13 protein-coding genes are annotated in these 13,873 nt (G+C 60.6%); 1 reads left to right on the top strand and 12 read right to left on the bottom strand.

Annotated elements, in window-relative coordinates; genetic code table 11:
- Window positions 1-47: 47 nt before the first annotated feature.
- From ACOYJL_RS01305 to ACOYJL_RS01295, 3 genes are all read right to left on the bottom strand, one after another.
- Window positions 48-1,031, bottom strand: a complete 984-nt coding sequence (locus ACOYJL_RS01305) for a DNA methyltransferase (protein WP_433568391.1) — start codon at window positions 1,029-1,031, stop codon at window positions 48-50.
- 258 nt (window positions 1,032-1,289) lie between these two features.
- Window positions 1,290-2,093: a hypothetical protein gene (locus ACOYJL_RS01300; RefSeq protein ID WP_433568390.1), complete on the bottom strand. Its 804-nt coding sequence runs from the start codon at window positions 2,091-2,093 to the stop codon at window positions 1,290-1,292.
- 64 nt (window positions 2,094-2,157) lie between these two features.
- A complete protein-coding gene (locus tag ACOYJL_RS01295) occupies window positions 2,158-2,742 on the bottom strand; it encodes a hypothetical protein (RefSeq protein WP_433568389.1) in 585 nt (194 codons plus the stop codon).
- 235 nt (window positions 2,743-2,977) lie between these two features.
- On the opposite strand from ACOYJL_RS01295, the gene ACOYJL_RS01290 reads away from it, so the two are divergent.
- Entirely contained in the window at window positions 2,978-4,015 is a 1,038-nt protein-coding gene (locus ACOYJL_RS01290; protein WP_433568388.1) for a DUF6273 domain-containing protein, read from the top strand.
- Between the two features lie 49 nt (window positions 4,016-4,064).
- On the opposite strand, the gene ACOYJL_RS01285 is transcribed toward ACOYJL_RS01290, so the two are convergent.
- From ACOYJL_RS01285 to pyrH, 9 genes are all read right to left on the bottom strand, one after another.
- The gene (locus ACOYJL_RS01285; protein ID WP_433568387.1) at window positions 4,065-5,096 is read right to left on the bottom strand and encodes an alpha-hydroxy-acid oxidizing protein; all 1,032 of its coding nucleotides are present in this window, start codon (window positions 5,094-5,096) and stop codon (window positions 4,065-4,067) included.
- Between the two features lie 292 nt (window positions 5,097-5,388).
- Window positions 5,389-7,101, bottom strand: coding sequence for a proline--tRNA ligase (locus ACOYJL_RS01280; protein WP_433568386.1), 1,713 nt, complete (start codon window positions 7,099-7,101; stop codon window positions 5,389-5,391).
- A 2-nt stretch (window positions 7,102-7,103) separates the two neighbouring features.
- Window positions 7,104-8,210: a flavodoxin-dependent (E)-4-hydroxy-3-methylbut-2-enyl-diphosphate synthase gene (gene ispG / locus ACOYJL_RS01275; protein ID WP_433568385.1), complete on the bottom strand. Its 1,107-nt coding sequence runs from the start codon at window positions 8,208-8,210 to the stop codon at window positions 7,104-7,106.
- An 8-nt stretch (window positions 8,211-8,218) separates the two neighbouring features.
- Window positions 8,219-9,598 carry a M50 family metallopeptidase gene (locus ACOYJL_RS01270; RefSeq protein WP_433568384.1) on the bottom strand — a complete coding sequence of 460 codons (1,380 nt, stop codon included), beginning with the start codon at window positions 9,596-9,598 and terminating at the stop codon, window positions 8,219-8,221.
- Complete coding sequence (dxr, locus tag ACOYJL_RS01265; RefSeq protein ID WP_433568383.1) at window positions 9,598-10,797, bottom strand: 1-deoxy-D-xylulose-5-phosphate reductoisomerase; 1,200 nt, start codon at window positions 10,795-10,797, stop codon at window positions 9,598-9,600. Before dxr ends, ACOYJL_RS01270 begins: the two co-directional genes overlap by 1 nt.
- Entirely contained in the window at window positions 10,794-11,759 is a 966-nt protein-coding gene (locus tag ACOYJL_RS01260) for a phosphatidate cytidylyltransferase (protein ID WP_433568382.1), read from the bottom strand. The genes dxr and ACOYJL_RS01260 overlap by 4 nt, the downstream gene beginning before the upstream one ends.
- A complete protein-coding gene (locus tag ACOYJL_RS01255; protein ID WP_433568381.1) occupies window positions 11,756-12,544 on the bottom strand; it encodes an isoprenyl transferase in 789 nt (262 codons plus the stop codon). The genes ACOYJL_RS01260 and ACOYJL_RS01255 overlap by 4 nt, the downstream gene beginning before the upstream one ends.
- Window positions 12,545-13,090, bottom strand: a complete 546-nt coding sequence (gene frr / locus ACOYJL_RS01250; RefSeq protein ID WP_433568380.1) for a ribosome recycling factor — start codon at window positions 13,088-13,090, stop codon at window positions 12,545-12,547.
- A gap of 2 nt (window positions 13,091-13,092) precedes the next feature.
- A complete protein-coding gene (pyrH, locus tag ACOYJL_RS01245) occupies window positions 13,093-13,818 on the bottom strand; it encodes a UMP kinase (RefSeq protein ID WP_433568379.1) in 726 nt (241 codons plus the stop codon).
- Between the last annotated feature and the right edge of the window lie 55 nt (window positions 13,819-13,873).

Raw genomic sequence — 13,873 nt, 5'->3', positions numbered from 1 at the left:
CTGGTACTACACAGGCATCAACCAGAGGGCAGCCTAGATGAGAAGGACTACGATAGGGACACCATCAGGCATGGGCTTTCGCTAGCCAACGCTCGTTCGTGTCGAAGGATCTCAGCCAGTTCACAACGAGGTGTATTGTTTCCGCCGTTATTGGAAACTTCTCCGAGTAAAGAATCTTTCGAACCACGAATGGACGCGTCACCTATAAAGCAGAAAAACGCATTTTCTTCAACACGAGAGAAGCGGTCCCTAGTCGACCCCTTGGGGTTGCTGACTATAGTCACCATCTGCCTAGTCGTATCAGGAAACAACTGCTCAAGCAAGAGCCCCAGGCGGTCTCTCTCCTTCTCATCGATAGTGACGATGAGCACGCTGTCCTCGGGATTCAGCAACTGCTTCGCCAGCTTCAACCGCCGCTCCATGAACGCCAGCCACTTGCTATGACGGTACTGGTCGCTACCGTCGACGTAGTCGTTGTTGTACTTCCAGTCCTTCGCACCAGTGTTATAGGGTGGGTCTATATAGATGCAGTCGACCTTGCCTGCGTAGCAAAACTCGAGCATTTCAAGAGCGTGATAGTTCTCCCCATTGATTACAACGTGATAAGGAGAGTCTCCGCCACGCTCGACGCGATCAACTTCTTCCAAGCCAGCGTAAATTGGCTGATCGTATTCAGCAACGGCAACAAGATCGCAAAGCTTTGCTTCGCAGTCTGAATTGTTGTTTTTTGTATAACCAGTTGTGCGATAGGCTGTGAGCTTAGCATCCTCGCCATCAATACTCGCTACACGCCAAAGTAGCTTCGATTCGGGACCTTCTTCCCCCCCCCTCTTCGGCAATACTTGCACTATGTCGCGTGTAGTGATGGGCTTCCCGTACAGTCTCATTCGCTCGGGACGGTTGTGCTCGAACACAAGACCGAATTGGCGCTCTGCGGCAAAAGCGCGAATGTCTTGCGCAAGAATGGGGTCTCCTAGCTTCGTGGCCCTCTCTACCATTCTTTCAACAGCTGACTGAGAAGTCTCAGGCATGGCTAAATACCCCTTAATTAGTCCTATGGAAAAATGAATTCGATACATTGAACTCAATTAACAGTTTTTTACCTTAGCAGTAATGAGGAGAAAAAGCCGAAAATCAGGGATATGACTCGGCGAAGAGTGGAAAAGCCAGCTCTTTTTGTTAGGAATGATCAAAGACATACAATTAGCAATTGATAGCTTTGCGATTAGATGCATTCTCCATTGATTGTCATCAGATTAGACCGCATCCTCATCGCCTCTCACATATCTCTATTCTTCTCCCTGCGCATCGCTCTTCTCGCTGGCTGCGCCCCTCGAGTGCTTCTTCGCGAAATTGCCGAGCATCCCGCCAAGGGAGGCAGCGCCGCTGGTAATCGCACTACCCATGCCATTGATGCCTTCTGCGATAACAGGCGCAGCTGCCTGAGGGCCCTGAGTAGCAAGGCTCCCAGCACTCTGGGCTCCTTCAAGAGCCGCCTTTCCCACTATCTCTGCTCCATGCCCGATGCTCATTCCGACAGCCTCTGCCCCGCCGGCAAGGCTTTCTCCCGCCATCTTCGCAGCCTTGGTGGCAGCGACAGCTGCAGTATCCGCGGCTCCCTTTGCTTGGGAGGCAAGTTCGGAAAGATAGCTGGGAGGAATCTCCTCAGGGACTGAAGTGTCGATTCCAGAGATGGGAAGCGCGCGCAGGTACTGGCGCAGCTTCTCGGAGCCAGGCTTGAATGTTGCATACGTCATTCCGCCTGATACGGCACCGCCTAGCAAGGGAACGACCTTCCCTACAGTATCGCCGAACGACTTCTTGGTAAGGTTGATGCCAATAACCCTTAGCACCCTCTTCAGGGGGTTGTAGAAGGCGGTCTTAGTGAGGGTCATAGAGGCGACCTTCTTGCTCACGGCTGCCTCCGCGGTGGTGGCGGCAAACTTTGTGATGGTATTGGCGGCCGCGCCTACGTTGAGCATCACACCCATAAGGAGCACGAGCATGGCAACCGTCTCGTCGTCCACCTCGTCCTCCGCGTTGAGGAAGCTCTTCCAGCCGTAGAGGTAAGCGAGCTTCTGCTCAACGCGCAATACAACCGTTCAGGTTTCTGTCACGGGCAGACAGAGCTGCAAGCCCGTAGACGGCGCATTCCCGCTAGTTCTCGTCGTCGTAGAGAGCAAGGGCCTCTTCGACGCTATGGGCGCGCTCTCGGTCAACGGCAGTCACGCAGAAGTCAAGGGCCTTGAGGTTGAAGTACTTCGGGTCATCCACTGGATACCACCCAGATCCGAAGTCTCGCGCGTTGGCAAGCATGAATTCTGAATTGCTGTTCAGCCGATCAATCTCTTCTTGCAAAGATGCGTTCTTCTCGTCAGCCTTCAAGTTCTCCTCGCTGACAAGCTCCTCCATTATTGGGAGGGCCTTCTCGTATCTGTCCTTTACCATTGGGACAACGACGAGCTCATAAATGGCAAGGGCAATCAGCCCATAGCCAAGGATAAACCGAAGGCCTAGCCTCTCTCCGACCTCTGACATGGCATCAAGCAAGCCACAGACGGCTATCAAGACGATTCCGACAATGAGGCCCTTGCGTGCTGTGACAGTGTTTTTCGGAACTTCCGTGTGAGGGACAATCTTCGAGCTCCGGATTTTCTCTATCATCTTCTGATCATCGTTTGCGCTGCTCAGCATGTCCTGAATTCTTTTTAGGTTGTCGTACAACCAGTAGTCTTTGCTCATAGGGCATCTCCCGATTGATGAGGCAGCTCATAATGCCATGCCGCACAGAGCGCTGCTGGCAAATAATGTCTCCTATCACTACAGAATAGAACACTAATGGCTGCTTCGACAATAAGTCGGCTGTTGCAGGAAGAGCCGCAATAGGCAGGAAGCATCCAAGAGTTGGTGCTAGACTTTTTCAACATAGGCTGAAATGGCAGTCGCGCTGGCGAAATGGTTGCTAAAGGACATTGATATGAGCGATAGTTCGCAAACTGATGAAAAAATCGAGGAGTCAAATTCTCGTGATGTCCGCAAGCTCTATAACTCTGCCATGATGCCGGGCTGGCTCTGCTGCATCACTTTGGTCGCAGCCTTCTTTATTGGATGGAACCTCACGGTCAAGGAAGCGCATGGGAGCACCAGCGAAGCTGCCACAGAGTCGACGGCAGAGGCTACTGTCAGCAGCGAATCCGACTCCGACTCTTCGGATGTCGCCGAGCCCATCACCGCAGACTCTGGCGTCGTCAACTGGAGCTGGGAAGAGATTGGTGCCGTCAACGACCTGCTGGAGCAGGCTGAGACCTCCTCTGACGTAGACGAGATCACCGAGCATTATGGCCTGACCGACAGCTCAGGAAACCTCAAGAACATCTCGTTTGTCGTTGACGAGTCGAACCCCAATCTGACGGTCAGACTCATCGACATCTCGAAGGACAGCGACACCGACGGGTTCTGCATGACGTTCATGTTCGTCGATGCCGTTGACTACCGTGCCATGAGCGACGACGGAACCACGAGCTGGGAAGAGTCCTCTCTGCGCGAATGGCTGAACGGCGATTTCTATGACAGCCTTCCAGACGACCTGAAGTCTGAGATTAAGGAAGTCACCCTGACCACCTACTCGAGCGGGACCGCGCAAGAGACCACAGACAAGATCTGGCTGCCGTCGCTCACGCAGGTATCGGGAGGGCTTCCCGAGAGCTATTTCGGGGGCGAGTACACAGACATCATCAATGATTACAATCAAGAGGGCGACCAGTTCAGATACTACTTCGAGAATGACGTAGACCCCACTGTTGAGACTGGCAAGGGGCTCACTGGCGCGCGCCAGGACGACAACCAGATGGCGTGGTGGACGCGAAGCATGATACCTGCCGAGCTCTCGCACGACGGTCAGGCCCATTTTGTCGTCGTTGACCCAGCGGACAAAGAGGCGCCTGGGCCGTTCGACTTCGTCCATGACCGGTCCAGCACCGCCGAGTATGGCGTAATCCCCTGCTTCTCCCTGTAGCAACGAATCGCGCCCGCCGCACGACATTTTGCGGCGGGCGCTTTTCTCGTTACTCCCCTGCGATCATGACCATGTCGCGCGAGATGTCCTTGACGGTCTCGGCACCGCACATCTCCATGGCGTCGGCGAGCTCGCCCTGCAGCTGGGAGAGGTAGTCCTTCACGCCCTGCGCTCCCCCGCCGTACATGCACACCACGAAGGGGCGGCACATGAGCACGGCATCGGCGCCAAGAGCGAGCGCACGGAAGACGTCCAGGCCGCTCCTGATGCCGCCGTCCACAAGGACGGTCGTGCTGCCGCCCACGGCGTCCACGATGCCCGCCAGGACCTCCTCGGTGGCCGGCACGCCGTCCAAAACGCGGCCGCCGTGGTTCGACACGACGATGCCGTCGGCGCCGGCGTCGATGGCCTTCTCAGCCGCTCGCGGCGTGAGCACGCCCTTCACGATGAAGGGGACCTCTGAGCCGTGGCATACTTCCGCAATCTCGTGCAGCTCATCAACGCTCTTGGCGCCCGCGGGAGGCTCCTGCCCTTTCAGGAAGGGAAGCCCTGCAGCGTCGACGTCCATGGCGACGGCCACGGGATGCGCCGCAAGCGCGAGCTTGAGCTTCTCGCGCACGACATCGGCGCTCCATGGCTTGACCGTGGGGATGCCGCAGCCGCCAAGCTCGCCCATGCGCTCGCAGGCGCCCTCGAAGATGGACGAGGCGAGCCCGTCGCCGGTCCAGGCGATGGTGCCAGCCTCGGACGCGGCGCGAAGGATCACGTCGTTGTAGGTCTCTTGGTCATATTCCGGGCCGTAGTGGCGGTTGACGTCGCCGAGGGGCGCCACCATCACGGGGAGCGCCAGCGCTCGGCCAAAGAGCGTCGTCGAGGTGTCCGCCGAGAAGGTGGGGTGGATCGTGTCCATGAGCAGGCGCACCTGCTGCCAGGCAGAGTAGTTCCTAGTTGCCACCATGCCCGAGCCCTTGGCCCCAGGCCCTGGAATCTTTCCCAGGCATCCGCGTCCGTTGCACACCGGGCATGCCTTGCAGATTCCCATCTTCCCACGTGCTGCCTCGGCAAGCTCTTGGTAGGTCATGGCGACTCCTTTCGTCAGGTCATGGTCGGCCGTTGGCGAGAATTGCGAGCCCCTGTGAATGCCGTGCATCCAGAGCGCACCCAAGGAGGATTCTCTCGACCGAACCTAGTCACTCAAGATAGCCCTTGATGGACCCTTCTCTCGAGCAAACATGACGAGACCACATTCAATAGAGCTTCGTTATGGAACACAGAGGTCATGCTGAAGAAACGAGCCGCCCGGAACGTGACTCTTCCGGGCGGCTTGTCTTGTTTAAGGGGTTTGTTGGCAGCCCCGAAGAGTGCTGCGCTCCTTACCCGCGCTCAGCGATGACGCGGCTTGCGAGAAGCTCTGCCACCTGGTCGATGGCGACCTCGCTCCTCTCGCCAGTCGCGCGGTTCTTGAGCTCGACGTTGCCGTTCTTCACGGCCTTCTTGCCGCAGACGACCTGGTACGGAAGGCCCATGAGGTCGGCGTCGTTGAACTTGACGCCCGGGCGCTCCTTGCGGTCGTCCACCAGGACCTCGACGCCCTTGGCGATAAGCTCGCCGGCAACCTTCTCGGCAACGGGCCAGACCAGCTCGTCGTTCACGTCCAGAGGCACGACCTCAACCTCGTAGGGCGCAATCGAGACGGGCCAGATGATGCCGTGCTCGTCGTGATGCTGCTCGACGGAGGCCGCAAGCAGGCGGGAGACGCCGATGCCATAGCTGCCCATCAGGAAGGGCTTCTCGTTTCCGTCCTCGTCGGTGAAGGTGGCGCCCATCGGCGTGGAGTACTTGTCGCCGAATGCGAAGACCTGCCCAACCTCGATGCCGCGCGCGCCTTTGAGGGGACGCCCGCACTTGGGGCAAAGGTCTCCGGCCTTGGCGGAGATCACGTCCACCCAGCGGCCGATCGTGAAGTCGCGGCCCTGCTTGGCATGGACGTAGTGGTAGTTCTTCTCGTTTGCGCCGATGGCCCACCACTGGGAGTCCTTGATGGAGACGTCGGCGCACACGCCCACGCCCTCGGGAAGGCCAATCGGGCCCATGAAGCCCTTGACCAGCCCATGCTGAACGAGCTCCTCGTCTGTCATCATGTGGAAGTCGCCGAACTCGTGGGCGGCCTTCACGTCGTTCATCTCGTGGTCGCCGGGAACGAAGCAGACCCAGGGCTTGCCGTCGCCATCGACGAGGGCGAGCGCCTTTCGGGTGCCGGCCTCGGGCACGTGCAGGAACTCTGCAAGGTCGGCGATGGTGCCGCAATCGGGCGTGAGGACCTTTTCGAGGTCGCCTTCCTCGCCCTCCACGAGGGCGATGGGGGCAGTTGCCGCCTCGGTGTCGGCCGCGAAGCCGCAGTCGCAATAGACGAGCTCCGCCTCGCCGGCGTCAGCGATGGCCATGAACTCGACGGACATGTCGCCGCCTATCTCGCCGGAGTCGGCTACCACGGGCAGGCACCACAGGCCGCAGCGCTTGCAGATCTTCTCGTAGGCGCCCTTCTCGTCGTTGTAGCTCTTGACCATGCCCTCGTGGTCGGCGTCGAAGGAGTAGGCGTCCTTCATGATGAACTCTCGGCTGCGCATGAGGCCGAAGCGGGGCCTGCGCTCGTCGCGGAACTTGTCCTGCATCTGATAGAGCGTGAGGGGCAGCTGCTTGTACGAGCGAAGCTCGCCGCGCACGAGGGCAGTGAAGGCCTCCTCGTGGGTGGGGCCGAGCGCGAACTCGCGGTCGTGGCGGTCGGAAATGCGCATGAGCTCGGGGCCGTAGGCGTTCCAGCGGCCGGACTGGCGCCAGAACTCGCCATCGGTCAGGATTGGCACCTGCATCTCCTGGGCGCCAATCTCGTCCATCTCCTCGCGGATGATCTGCTCGATCTTGCGAAGCGAGCGCCAGGCGAGCGGCAGGTAGCTGTAGAGGCCAGAGGCGGACTTGCGAATCATGCCCGCGCGAAGCAGCAGCCTGTGGCTCGCCAGCTCCGCCTCCGCAGGGTCCTCCTTCAGAGTGGGGGCATAAAGCTGGGACATGCGAGCGTACTTCTTCATCGTTAGTCCTTTCCGCCGGCCTCGAAGCGCCGGTCAATCTCGCTCATGAGCTCGTCGACGATCCTGTCGGCGGGAATCTTTCTGATGGGCTTGCCGTTAGCGAAGAGCATGGCCTGGTCGCGGCCGCAGGCAACGCCGATGTCAGCGTCCGAGGCCTCGCCCGGGCCGTTGACGACGCAGCCCATCACGGCGACCGTGATGGGGGCCTTGACGGAAGCAAGGCGGCGCGACACCTCTTCGGCAATCGGAATCATATCAACTTGGCACCGCCCACACGTGGGGCAGCTCACGAGCTCAGGAGTTCTCCTTCGCATCCCCAGGGCAGAGAGAAGCTCCCAGGCAACGTTGACCTCCTCGACGGGGTCTGCGGTGAGCGAAAGGCGCATGGTGTCGCCAATTCCCTGCTCGAGCAAGATTCCCACGCCTGCCGCGTTCTTAACCGTGCCCTGCTGGAGAGTCCCTGCCTCGGTCACGCCCACATGAAGCGGCACGCTTGGGAGCTCTTGCGAGAGAGCGCGATACGTTGCGAGCGTAGTGGGCACGCTGTGGGCCTTGGCCGAGAGCACGATGTCAAAAAAGCCGAGCTCTTTGAAGTGCTCGACGAACGAGACGGACGATGCAACGAGCTTTTCGGGAAGCGTCAGGTCTTGGCGCTCGGCGATCTTCTTGTCGAGGGAGCCCGCGTTCACGCCGATGCGGATGGGGATTCCCGCTTGGCCACAGGCATCGATGACGGCGTCGACTCGGTCCCACGAGCCGATGTTTCCAGGGTTGATGCGCAGCGCGGAGGCGCCGCGGCGGGCAGCCTCGATGGCAAGGCGGTAGTCAAAGTGGATGTCGGCTATCACGGGAAGAGGAGACTTGGAGCACACCTCCTGGAAGCCGTCGAGCGAGCCTGCGTCGGGAATTGCCACGCGGATGATCTCGCAGCCAGCGTCTGCAAGCCGAGAGATCTGCGCCAAGGTAGACGCGGCGTCGGCGGTCTTTGTTGTGCACATCGACTGAACCGAGACGGGAGCGCCTCCTCCCACGGGAACGTCGCCAACCATCACTCGGCGCGTGCGCATGCGAGCAGGGGCGCTTGCTCCTGCAACTTGATCATTCGTCACGGGAATCGCTATCCAATCACGAAACGGGATATGTCATTTTTCAGGACGACAACGAAGACGAACACGAAGAACGCTAGACCAGCATAGGTCAGAATCGTCTGCGCTCTAAGGGAAAGGTCCCTTCTCGCAATGAGCTGGATAATCTCGATGAGAATCTTTCCTCCGTCAAGGGGCGGAATCGGAAGCAGGTTCATGAATCCAAGCGACATCGAGATGGCGCCGATGAAGAGCAAAAGCTCGAGCGCGCCCATGGACGCTGCTTCGGAGGCCATGACTGAGACGCCCACGATCGAGGAGGACTGGTTGAGCGTGTCCATCGTGTACTGCGGCATGATCAAGCGGACCGCGTAGGTGGCCACGAGCTTTCCGTATGAGAGCGCGTATTGGACGGCCTGGGGGAAGTCAAGCTGGATCGTGTAGTACTCGCGCTGGATTCCGATGCCCAGCATGTCGACGCTCTCCCCGTCGGGGAGGTCGACGGTCGTGACGTATTGCTGCCCGTCGCGCTCGTAGGTGACCTGAAAGTCGGTTCCGCTCTCAAGAAGCGGGCTGATGGCGTTGACGATGTCGGTGTAGCTGTCCGTCTGGGTGTCGTTGATGGCCACGATGGTGTCGCCCGCCTGAAGGCCGGCAGCCTCAGCATAGGAGCCCTCCTCAACCTCAGCCAAGGTGTTGGGGTCCGTGGCGGAGGTGACGCCAACCGCCATGACCGAGGCCACGACTATCACAAAGGCGAGCGCCAAGTTGACGACAGGGCCGGCGGCAAGCATGAAGAGACGCTGCCAGAACCCCTTTCCAAGGTAGGTGCGGGAGCGTTCGCTCGCGAGAAAGTCATCAGCGGACGTCTCGGGCACCCTGGGAGCGCCGTAGTCCGTTGTGCCGGCAAGCGTGAAGTCATGACCGTGGTCGTACTCGGTGAGCATGTTCGCGTCGCGACGGAGCGTCTCGAAGGCGGCGGGCCAGTCGCGCTGACCGGGCTTCTCGCCGAGCTCGGGGTTGTAGTACGGACGGATGGAGGCCCAGTCGGTGAGCTGCGCCATAAGCCCGTACGCGCGCTCCTCGTCGCAGCCGATCTCCTCTGCAAGGTCATGCACGCTGACGCGCCCGTGGCGCTGGACACACATGAGCGCGCTTGCCAGAAGGTCGTCGGAGAGAGGCTCCATGCCGCAGATGCGAGTGTAGCCGCCCAAGAGAATCGGGGTGACGCCGAGCTCCGTGCCGTGGTCACGGCTCTTGTGGAACCACTTGATGCGGCAGGGCATGCCCAGATAGAACTCTGTCACGCGCACGCCACAAGCCCTGGACGCCAAGTAGTGGCCGCCCTCGTGAATGAACACGAGAAGCGACAGGACGACGATGCCCCAGAAGATGGCGGAGACGACGGACATCAGGCGCGTACCTCGGCAATCGCCTTGCGTGCAAGGCCTCGAGAGCGCTCGTCCACGTCATGAAGCTGGTCCAAGCTTTCGAGACGCTCCGCGTTGGTCCTCTCCATGACCTTGGAGACGACGCGCTCAATGTCCAGAAACGAGCACTCCCCCGACCTGAACGCGGCGTTCGCGACCTCGTTGGCGGCATTCAGCGCGCATGGCATGGTCCCGGCTACACGACCGGCCTCCTTTGCCAGCGCAAGGCAGCCAAAGGTGTCCTCGTCGGCCTCGCCAAAGGTGACGGGGCTCTCGCGGCGCCAGTCGATTCGCTCGGCGGGGCCTTCCCAGCGCTCGGGGTAGCTCAGGGCGTACTGGATGGGAATGCGCATGTCGGAGGGCCCAAGCTGCGCCTTCACGGAGCCGTCCTTGAACTCGACCATGGAATGGACGCGGCTCTGGCGCTGAACGAGCACGCAGATGTCGTCGATGGGGACGCTGAACAGGTGGTGCGCCTCGATCACCTCAAGCCCCTTGTTCATGAGCGTTGCCGAGTCGATGGTGATCTTGTCTCCCATGGCCCAAGTGGGGTGCGCCATCGCGTCGTCGACCGTGACGGAGGCGAGCTCTTCTCGCGTCATGCCATAGAAGGGTCCTCCCGAGCAGGTGAGCCAGATGCGCGCGATGTCGCGAGGGTCTTCGCCGACGATGCACTGGTAGATGGCGCTGTGCTCTGAGTCGACAGGAATCAGCATGCCGGGACGAACGAGCGGCATGAGAAGGTCGCCCGCCGTGACGATTGACTCCTTGTTGGCATAGGCGACGATCTTTCCCGCCTTGAGGGCCTCGTAGCCCGCGCTTACGCCGGCCTCCCCCACGACCGCATTAACCACGCAGTCGACGTCGGGAAGCGACGCAAGCTGCGTGACGGCGTCGGCGCCGAAATCGAGCTCGCAGCCACGAGGGAGCAGGTCGAAGGCAGGGTCATGGCGCATGGCCTCGTCGGCCATGGCGACATGACGCACATGGAACTGACGCGCGTAGGAGACGAGAGCCGAGCACGAGGTGTTGGCAGAGAGCGCGACTACGCGAACCTTGTCGGAGTGCAGCTTGCAGACATCAAGCGTCTGCGAGCCCACAGACCCGGTGCAGCCGAGAACCGCAACGCGAAGCGGAGACGGGCGACGCACCGCGGGTCGGGCATACGCAAACAAACTCATAGGATTCCCCCAAGCAGAAGCAAGAAATAAGCGGTCATGCTGCCAAAAAGAAGCGAGTCAGACCGATCGAGAAGACCTCCATGGCCGGGCATGAGGTTTCCGGAGTCCTTGACCCCGACGCCACGCTTCAGGCGAGACTCGAAGAGGTCGCCAACGACGCCAGCAAAGCCAACAAGAAGGCCGCAGATGACTGCGAGCAGGTAGTCTATCTGGGCGACCCCAATCGCAGCCATAATGACCCACACGAGGACAGAGCCCACCATGCCGCCGTAGAAGCCCTCCCAGCTCTTGTGTGGAGAGATGCGCGGGGCCAGCTTGTGGACGCCAAAGCGAGACCCAACGGCATAGGCAAAGGCGTCGTTGATCCAGACCGATGCCATGATGCCAAAGGTGAGCGTGGCGCCTTCAATGCCGGGGTCAACAAGGCGTATGAGCACGAGGCTGGAGAACGGAAGCGAGGTGTACATCGGCCCGAACGCGGTAATGGCGACGTCGCCGATGTTTGCCCGCGGGGTCGACACGTACCAGCAGGCACAGGCGACGAGCAGCGCGAACACCACGATGATGAGCGCGGACTGCCCATGGAAGTAGCCGGCCAGAGGAAAGAGGACCGCGGCGGTAAGGCCGACGACCTCGTTGGGCATGCGGCCGCCCATGCGCGCAATGCGGAAGAACTCTGAGCAGCAGAGCCATCCCATGGCCGCCATCAGCAGGGCGGTCGTCTGGGGGCTCAGGTACAGGCACACAAGAACGAGAATCGCGTAAATCGCCCCGGACGTGGTGCGCGTCAGGAACTTCTCCGTCCATCCTCGAGCCAACTGCCCCTTCAGGCGGCCGGCAGAGCGGGCCTCCTCCTTGGCCTCTCGCCTGTTCTCGAGGTTGTCGATGTGACGGTCTATGCCGATGCTCTCGCGGTCCTCGCTTGTCGCCTTGTTGGCATCGCGCTTGGAAGCGGAGCTCACGATGCCGCCTCTACTCCGCCATAGCGACGGTGACGCCCCTGCCACGACTTCACGGCGCGCAGGTAGTCCCAGCGCGAGAAGTCGGGCCACAGGACCGATGTCACGTAGAACTCGGAGTAAGCGATCTGCCAGAGCAGGTAGTTGGAGAGGCGCATCTCGCCCGAGGTGCGGATGACCAGGTCGGGGTCAGGGAGTCCCGCCGTGTAGAGGCGAGACGAGATGGCGTCTTCGTCCACGTCGTCGAGGGAGAGCGTCCCCGCGGCGACCTCGCTGGCAATGAGCCGAGAAGCGCGGACGAGCTCCGCCCTGGCGCCGTAGTTCACCGCCAGCGCGAACGTCATGCCCGTGTTGCCGGCGGTCTTCTCGAGGCCCTCTTCGAAGACCTTGCGGGTCTCTTCAGGGAGGGCCTCGATGTCGCCAAAGAAGCGAAGCCTCACGTTCTCCTGGAAGAAGAGCGGCAGCTCCTTCAGGAGCGTGGTCGCAAAGAGGTGCATCAGGAGGTCCACCTCGTGCTGGGGTCGCTTCCAGTTCTCAGTCGAGAACGCATAGACCGAGAACACGTCGACGCCCAGGCGCACGCTCGTGGTCACGGCCTCTCTCAGCGACGAGACTCCCGCCACGTGCCCCTCTGAGCGGTCGAGGCCGCGCGCCTTTGCCCAGCGGCCGTTGCCGTCCATGATGATGGACACGTGGCGAGGGATGCGAGCCATGTCGACGTCGTCGAGGCTGATGTCCTCGGGAGGGTTCTCGTAGTATTGCTTGAGCTTGTCTTCGTCGAAGTGCAACTAGATCTCCATGATCTCTGCGGTCTTGGTCTTGAGCAGCTCGTCGACCTTCTTGATGTAGGCGTCGGTGAGCTTCTGGACTTCCTTCTTCTCGCGCGTGACCTGGTCCTCGGAGAGCTCCTCGTCACGCTCGATCTTGCCGTTGACGTCGCGGCGGACGTTCCTGATGGAGACGCGAGCCTCCTCGGCGATGTCCTTGCACTCTCGAGCGAGCTCCTTGCGGCGCTCCTCGGTGGGCTTGGGGAACGGAAGCCGGATTGAGACGCCGTCGTTGGACGGGGTGATGCCAAGGTCAGACGCCTCGATGGCCTTCTCGATGCTCTTGAGGGCCGACTTGTCCCACGGCTCGATGACCATCATCGACGCCTCGGGGAGCTTCACGCCTGCCAGCTGCGTGATGGGCGTCGGCTGGCCGTAGTAGTCAACCTTGATGTCGTCCAGAATGTGCGGATTCGCGCGGCCGGTACGCACGCGGGTGAAGTTGGATTGCAGGTTCTTGATGCAACCCTCCATGTGCTTCTTTGCGGTATCGGTGTACTTGCTCATAGCTAGCAGTCCTCCTCGACAACAGTGGTGCCCACTGCCTCTCCCATGATTGCCCGCTTGAAGACGCCCTCCTGGCCCATGTCAAAGACCATGATCGGCATCTTGTTGTCATGGCAGAGCGCCGTGGCGGTTGCATCCATGACCTTGAGGTCACGGGAGAGGACCTCTCTATAGGTAATGGTATCGAACTTGGTGGCTTCGGGATGCGTGACGGGGTCGGCGTCGTAGATGCCGTCGACCTTGGTGGCCTTCATGAGGACCTCGGCGCCAATCTCGCAGGCGCGAAGGGCGGCCGCTGTGTCGGTGGTGAAGTAGGGATTGCCGGTGCCTGCGGCAAAGATGGTGATGCGGCCCTTCTCGAGGTGGCGGATGGCGCGACGGCGAATGTAGGTCTCGCAGACCTGATGCATCTCTATTGCGCTCATGACGCGGCAGTCCATGCCGTTCTTCTCAAAGGTGTCCTGCAGGGAAAGCGAATTGATGACCGTGGCGAGCATGCCCATGTTGTCCCCCTGGGCGCGGTCCATGCCAGCCGCTGCGCCCTCCACGCCACGAAAGATGTTTCCTCCGCCAACGACGACGGCAATCTGCACGCCATCGGCCCAGACGGGCTTGATCTCGTCAGCGAGGTGCTGAGGGACGGCCGGGTCAATGCCAAACTCCTGGCTGCCCATGAGGGCCTCGCCAGAGAGCTTCAATAGAACACGCTTGTACCTGTAGTCGGACAAGACAGCCTCCTTAGGTCACGTGCTGGGCCTTAGGGACCCAGCTTGCCTTGAAGAT

It is taken from the genome of Tractidigestivibacter sp., from assembly GCF_050946515.1.
In the GTDB taxonomy this organism is placed as follows: Bacteria; Actinomycetota; Coriobacteriia; order Coriobacteriales; family Atopobiaceae; genus Tractidigestivibacter.
Note: the sequence above shows the minus strand (reverse complement) of the source record. Positions and strands in the feature narration are given on the sequence as shown.